Source organism: Halorubrum luteum, assembly GCF_054652935.1.
This window is the reverse complement of sequence record NZ_BAAIGT010000003.1, coordinates 63,556-70,057: the sequence shown is the minus strand read 5'-3', so window position 1 is coordinate 70,057 and position 6,502 is coordinate 63,556. Positions and strand designations below refer to the sequence as shown.

At 59.7% G+C, this 6,502-nt stretch carries 5 protein-coding genes and 2 pseudogenes; 1 reads left to right on the top strand and 6 read right to left on the bottom strand.

What is annotated here, in order from left to right:
• Positions 1-766, top strand: a 766-nt coding sequence (locus tag ACYQ0R_RS16030; RefSeq protein WP_459825918.1) for an MFS transporter, incomplete at its 5' end; no start/stop codon positions are given.
• 80 nt (positions 767-846) lie between these two features.
• Here ACYQ0R_RS16030 and ACYQ0R_RS16025 read toward each other — a convergent pair.
• The 6 genes and pseudogenes from ACYQ0R_RS16025 to ACYQ0R_RS16000 all read right to left on the bottom strand — a co-directional run.
• Positions 847-936, bottom strand: a pseudogene (locus ACYQ0R_RS16025) (IS5/IS1182 family transposase); the annotation flags it as partial.
• A gap of 8 nt (positions 937-944) precedes the next feature.
• A complete protein-coding gene (locus ACYQ0R_RS16020; RefSeq protein ID WP_459822340.1) occupies positions 945-2,057 on the bottom strand; it encodes an IS630 family transposase in 1,113 nt (370 codons plus the stop codon).
• A 29-nt stretch (positions 2,058-2,086) separates the two neighbouring features.
• Positions 2,087-2,842 (bottom strand): annotated as a pseudogene (locus tag ACYQ0R_RS16015) (IS5 family transposase); the annotation flags it as partial.
• Between the two features lie 121 nt (positions 2,843-2,963).
• Positions 2,964-3,578, bottom strand: coding sequence for a carboxymuconolactone decarboxylase family protein (locus ACYQ0R_RS16010; protein WP_459825917.1), 615 nt, complete (start codon positions 3,576-3,578; stop codon positions 2,964-2,966).
• A gap of 54 nt (positions 3,579-3,632) precedes the next feature.
• Entirely contained in the window at positions 3,633-5,459 is a 1,827-nt protein-coding gene (locus ACYQ0R_RS16005; RefSeq protein ID WP_459825915.1) for a M20/M25/M40 family metallo-hydrolase, read from the bottom strand.
• Between the two features lie 80 nt (positions 5,460-5,539).
• Entirely contained in the window at positions 5,540-6,355 is an 816-nt protein-coding gene (locus tag ACYQ0R_RS16000; RefSeq protein WP_459825913.1) for an SDR family NAD(P)-dependent oxidoreductase, read from the bottom strand.
• Positions 6,356-6,502 lie beyond the last annotated feature (147 nt).

Sequence of the window (6,502 nt, the reverse complement as noted above, 5' to 3'; positions counted from 1 at the left end):
TCCGCTGGGGATTATCAGTGTCGCTGCGACGTTCGGGATCGTTAGCTGCTTCGAGGTCGTCCCGGTGATAGCAGCGCAGATTGGAGGCTGGCGACCGGCGCTTATGATTTCTGGCCTTCCCGCAGTCGGTCTGGGGCTTGTCTGGTTGGCTGTCGGCGGTATCGGTCCGAACCATGACGGCACCGGAGCGCCGGGGCTTGGGGAGATACGGGAACTCCTGGTACGGCCGGAGATAGTGATCCTGATTGCAGCCGGGGTGAGCTATCTCTTCGCAACTCACAGTATCTACGGGTGGCTGGCTCCGCTTCTCATTGACCGTGGGTTCGAATACCCAACGGCGACGCGTCTCGTGGCCTTGCTGACAGTGGGACAGATGGTCGGAATGATGTCAATTCCGTATGCCGCCGATCGCACGAGTTCCCACTCGCTGTGTATTGGGCTGTGTGGACTGGTATTCGGCGGATCGATCGTCGCTCTGGCCTTCTTGTCCAATTCGTTCTACCTGTACGCGATCGTCGCCGCCATCGCCGGGATCGCCATCGGCGGCACCTCGCCGCTGCTTCGAACGCTACCGCTCAGTATGGTAGCCTCAGGTTCGGTGAGCACCGTGATCGGGATGATCTTTGGGATCGGCGCCCTCGGTGGATTCGTCGGGCCAGTCGTAATCGGATCATCGCTTGCGGTAACCGGCGCGACGATTGCAGGATTTGCCGTCCTCGCTCTTCCTGGTATCGTGCTCGTGTTCGTCGCTGTCGCCATCCAGTAGCACGTAACTCGAGTTAAGAGAGTGTGGGTGCCTGTGGACGAAGCAAGGGGCTGTGTTGAATCGCCATAAGGCGGTAGAATTCACTGTTTCACGGCTCGCTTGATGTTGTAGACGACACACATCAGGGCGATTTCTCGGAATTCGCGGAACCAGGTACGCGCTCGCACGGCGATAGTAGTTAGCGAATCTTATTGAGGAATCCACTGAGGTGGTTGTCGATCCACGATGCAGCGAAACTCAGTTTCTCGGTCAGTTGATCGAACAGGTGGTCAAGGCGTTTCCGGTACTCGTCTTCGCCGTTGACGATCAGCGGCGAAGACTCCCACTTGAGACTCTTCCAGACAGGTTCGATTGGGTTGAGATCCGGGGAGCCAACCGGCAAGAACACCAGATCAATCCCAAGTTCGTGAGCACGCTTGCGCGTGTACTTACAGACGTGTGAGGAGAAGTTGTCCAAGACGAGCAGAATCCGCTTGCCGGGATTCTGCTCGCGGATCTCCTCGAAACAGCCGCAGATCTGTTCTTTCTTCTGGTTCGGTGGGAACGACAGCACGCTCTCTCCGTTGAGCGCATAGAACCCGGCCGCTGGTGTATCGATTTTCACCAGCGGCCGGGTGATATGTGGATCATCGACCGTGTACAGTCGCTGAGAATTGTCCCAGGGTTGTGGATGCGAGATATCGAAAAACCCCACCACAGTCCCGCCATCAGTGCAGATATCTTCATCGGAGCTCCACTCCTCTTCATCGTCATCATCGTCACTCTCGCGCTTGTTGTGTGGTTGGTCATGAGCATCCTCGTCGAACGCGTACTCAACGCGTTCGTCGAGGATTTCTTCGGCGTTATCGGGTCGATCAGGCCGTTTTGTCCGAGGAATGGCGTAGGAAAGGCCGAGATTGTCTAGAAATTCCGGAAGGTAGTGTGGGTGATATTCGACATCGAACTCATCGTCGAGAAGGTGCTGGATCTCCTGTTTTTTCCACGGTTGACCTTCACGCAGGAGGTCAATGAGTTCGTCTTGTTGGTCTTCGTCGAGCTTCGGGGGCCGACCGCCCCCGAAGTTCGGAGTAAGTTTACCGAGGCCTCCTTCGTTCCAGCGAGTGACCCAGTTCGTGGCGGTGCCCTCAGATCTCCCGACGTCATCAGCGGCTTCCTTCAGCGTGGCACCTTTGTACAGCCGTTTGAGAAAGACGAGGCGTTCGAATTCCTTCTGATCGTCCGCCTCACCGAGGAGCCGATCCAGATCCTCTTCACTCAGGTGCCGCACGATTTTCTTCTCTCGTCCAGTCACTACACGAAAGAGATTCTTCTCCTCAATAACTTTGCCGAATCACTAAAGCCGAGCGAGCGCTTGACTGCCGAGTTCACGGTTTCGGTCATAGAGCGCTGATTGTAGCGTTGGTCGTCGATTCTGGCGTTGTGTGCGTGGTCGTAGGGAGCGAAAATCCGATGTTTGACCAGCGGTCTGATGTCGAGTTCACGAAGTGCGTCGCGGAGTGCCTGCTTGTCGTAGCCTTTATCAGCAGCAAGAGACCGCAGATCGCCCGCGTTCCGGCGGGCGATCTGCTCGGCGAGATCCGCATCGCTTCCTTCCCGGGTCGTCGAGCAGTGGACGTCAAGGACGGCTTGGGTCTCTGTATCGACGAGTTTCGTGACTTTCAGCTTCTGGACGCGGTAGCTCGTTCGTTGACAGTAGTGGCGGCTTGCAGCCGAGCGTTCGTAGAATGTAGCGTCGATCGCGCCGTGTTTCGAGGGGTCGTGCAGCTGCGCCGACTGGCGCAGCAGCACTCGACAGACGCTCATACTGATCCGGTCGAACGCTTTACACAACGCGGATGGCGAGGGGAGATCGGCCGCGCTGAGGCCGATCTCCCCGGTTATTTGCGGCATCTCCTTGAGCAGGTCAATGGTCATGCGGTAGGACGTATCGAGGTAAATCCGGAGACAGTGGAGGGAAATGTAGGCGTAGTCGGCGAATCCGCCGCCACCTTCTGGGGCGGCGGATTCGTCGACTTCACCGGTGACTCTTTGAGCAATCGGCACCACTTCCCCAATGAAGCGGGAGATTTGGGTCATAGGCAACCGGAGTCTCCCGCTTCAACGCCTTTGATTTACTGACCTGTTCCGCCGCCGTCTAGTGATTCAACACAGCCAAGCAAGGCGTTCGCTCTCCGGGTATCTCCAGGGAACGTCCTCCTCAGATATTCTCCAGTTCCCAGCCGACGAACTCGTCCTCGAGCTCGAGTGCCAACGCCTCACCCATGTAATCGATGCCGATGTAGTAGGCGGCGAGCATCCCGACTCCGATGATCGTACCGTCGTCGAAATGAGCCGCGAGGGCGGCGTGGTCCTCATTATCGACTGTGCGGTCGACGACGGCATGGATGTACTCGACGAGCGCAGTCTCCGCATCTGACAGGACATCGTACTCCTCGGTCGCGACCGCCATGATCGCATCAAGCGGAATGTTGAGCCGTTGGGCGACGTTGACGTGCTGGTACCACTCGTACTCTGATCCGAGGGCGTTCGCAACGGCGAGGATAGACAACTCCCGCTCGCGCTCCGTGAGTCCCGTCTCTGTCCAGACGCTGGCACCGAATCGGCGATACGCCTCGAGCAGAGCTGGGTTGTTGGCGATCGCACGGTGGGTGTGTTGTGGCTCATCCCAGGGGGCATCGGCGTCCGCTTTGGTGTCGTTTCCGCCGGGCGTCTCGCCCGAATCGGACCCATCGCTGAACGGATTTGAGGGGTCGAACAGGTAACGACGATCGGCCGGGAGATCTTCTCGTTCCAGATACGGCACACGTGCCATGGGCTGAAACCGCGTTCGACCCACAAATACGTGTGGGTAGCAGCGACCGCTGCGTCAGTCGCCCGTCGGAAGTGCGCGGCCAGCCTCGCGGAGTTCGTGGACGACCTCGTTGACTGCACGCCGGAGGTTCGTTTGCCGGAACTTGTATTCGTTCCCCTTGAGATCAGGTAACTCAAGGACGGAAACGAGCCTGGGGTACGGCGGGCGGAACTTTGCGGGATCCTGGTCGAACCGGCCCGCGTTAGTGAAGTCGAGCGGGATCAGCCGCCGACTCAGCGTCTTGATCGCCTCGTTCGCCTGTGCTGGATCGATCTCCTCGGCCTCGATCCGCCGATAGAGCTCCTCGACGGCCGCTTCGAGCGCTTCAAGTTCGGCTTCGACGGGCGAAAGATCGAAGTGATCGCCAGCCGCCTCGTTGTACTCCCGAACCGTCTCGAGGTGGTTTGCGACCGCGTCTCTGTGGTCAATTCCGATGATCGGCTCGGAGAGCAGTCTAGCGAGGAGCACCAAGTGAACGCGGATATCCCGAACGAGGACTTCTGGGTCGGCTTTGTCGAGGGTGTCGGTCGTGAGGTGCCATGCGTCGGAATTCCCACCTCCACCGCCGACGGCGTGGTAGCCCCGTTCGTCTCGAACCTCTGATGGAATGCCTGAAGAGAGCATCATGAGACCGGTAATACCAAGATTGAAGAAGGCGTAATCCCCCGCTCGCGGCGGACGAGACCACTCGGCGTCTTTCCCCGTGACGTCGTCGATCGCTTCCCGGCAGAGATCGGTCCCCTCAACGTTCCATGCGGTCATATTAAACTCCGTAGCGTCTTTGACGCCGGGGCTGTCGAAGTTGACGTGGGCGACGCAGTGATCGTAGAGTTCGTGGGCGAACTGGTCGACAAACCAGGTGCTGCCGCCGTAGCGGCCGCCTTCGTGGGCGGGCCAGAAGGCGATGCGGAGGTCCCGGCGAAGGCGGTCACGATGGTCGTTGAGCACGCGTGCGCACTCGACCATGCCTGCGTTCCCCGTCGCGTTGTCCGTCACACCGTAGTACCACGAATCGAGGTGGCCGTGGAGGAGGACGAAGTCGTCGGATCGGGGGTCGGCTTCGCCGGGGATATCGGCCACCACCAGCGGACACTCGAACCAGCCAGTGGTCACGTCAGTCTCGACCTCGAGCTGGAGGTCGGAAGTCGACGCAAACGCCTCGAGAAGTTTGTCGCCGACTGATCGGGAGACGACGGCGTAGACGATATCCGGTAGCATTTCCCGTTGGTCCGGTCGTGGGATCGCTCCCCAGATGGGCATAGCGGTCGAGATATGTGGTTCGTCCTCGTTCGGATGAATCATGACCACGCCCTCGGCACCCTGTTCCTCGATGGCCTCGAAGAATCCCTTCGCGAGCAGCATCGAATCAACGAGCGCGATCTTCCCTTCGAGGTCATATTCGGAGAGATCGACCGATGTTTTTCCGAGGATCTCGTCGGCACCGCCCGCCCGCGGGATGTCGATCTGAACGACGTCGCCCGAGACCGTCCCGTCGTTGGAGTACGCGAGGGTCTTGACTGCGGGTGGTTCCTCCTTGAACTCGGCCTCTCGACCAGAGAACGTCAACTCGGTGTCGCCGACCGTTCGGACCGTCGCCGCTTCGGGAACGCTCAGCCAGAACGTCGGATCGTACCGTTCGAAAGGAATCCCGTACTCTTCGAACCGTTCTTCGAGGAGTTCCGCGGCACGCTGTTCGTCATCGGACGGGGACAGTCGCCGGAGCTGGGAAAATTCCTCGACGAGCGTCCACGGTTCGGATTTGGACACGCTGTCGTGTAGCGTTCGCTCCCACTCGGATAATTCCGGCTCATCACGCGCTAATAGGTCGTACGATTTGGACATCCGACTGTAGTCGCGAATTCGTCCCTAATGACGTTTACGGTCCTCCCGGTGCCGGCAGCCGTTTTTCGAGGGACCGAGCCTCACCACGCCGTCCAGCCGCCGTCGACGGGGATGATCTGACCCGTGACGAACCGGGCGGCGTCGCTCGCCAGAAACGCCACCACCGCCGCCACGTCCGACGGCTCGCCCAGCCACGGCGTCAGCGTCCGGGCGGTGATCAGGTCATAGTCGACCACGGGTCCCTCGCCGGACACCGAGCTCGGTTCAGTCTCGTCGTCTGACCCGTTCGAGTCTTTCCAGACGCCGGCGTTCATCTCGGTTTTGATGAACCCCGGCGCCACCGCGTTGACCCGGACCCCCGCCGGCGAGTAGTCCACCGCCAGCTGTCGCGTCAGGTTCGCCACACCCCCTTTCGCCGCCCCATAGTCCGCTGTTCGGGGATACCCACCGACACCGGCGATCGAACTGAGATTGATGACGCTCCCCGATCCGTCGTCGGCCATACGCGGCAGTACGTAACTGGACGTATTGTAGATGCCTTCGAGGTGGACCGCAAGTGACTGCCGGAACTCCTCGGGCGTGATCTCCTCGATGCGTCCGTGGCCGGCGATACCCGCGTTGTTGACGAGGATTGAGACGGGACCGAACGCGGACACCGCGGTGTCGAAGGCGGCTTCGACGTCCGGCTGCTCGGTGACGTCGCCGACGACCAGCTCCCCCGTCGACACGACGTCGTCGAACGACGGCCCGCCGTCGTTCGGCGCCTTCGAGAGGTCGAGGCCAACCACCGCCGCACCGTCCTCCGAAAGGCGTCTCGCAATCGACCGACCGATGCCGGAGCTAGCGCCGGTTATGAGCGCGACCTCTCCGTTCAGAGATGGATAGGTTGCAAGCATATTGAGGAGTGACCGGGTGATGTTAATATACTTTTCCTATCGAGATATGAAAGGATATTAAAAAAGAACGTATGCTCGACTTACACGGCCGTCCTTAGCGGTAGAAAAATCGCTTTAGAGCCTGTCCAAGAAATATCGGCAGAGAAC

Excerpts from the sequence above, each read along its gene's own strand:
- ACYQ0R_RS16010 (WP_459825917.1), bottom strand. The coding sequence starts at position 3,578 with ATGGCACGTGTGCCGTATCTGGAACGAGAAGATCTCCCGGCCGATCGT.
- ACYQ0R_RS16005 (WP_459825915.1), bottom strand. The coding sequence starts at position 5,459 with ATGTCCAAATCGTACGACCTATTAGCGCGTGATGAGCCGGAATTATCC.
- ACYQ0R_RS16000 (WP_459825913.1), bottom strand. The coding sequence starts at position 6,355 with ATGCTTGCAACCTATCCATCTCTGAACGGAGAGGTCGCGCTCATAACC.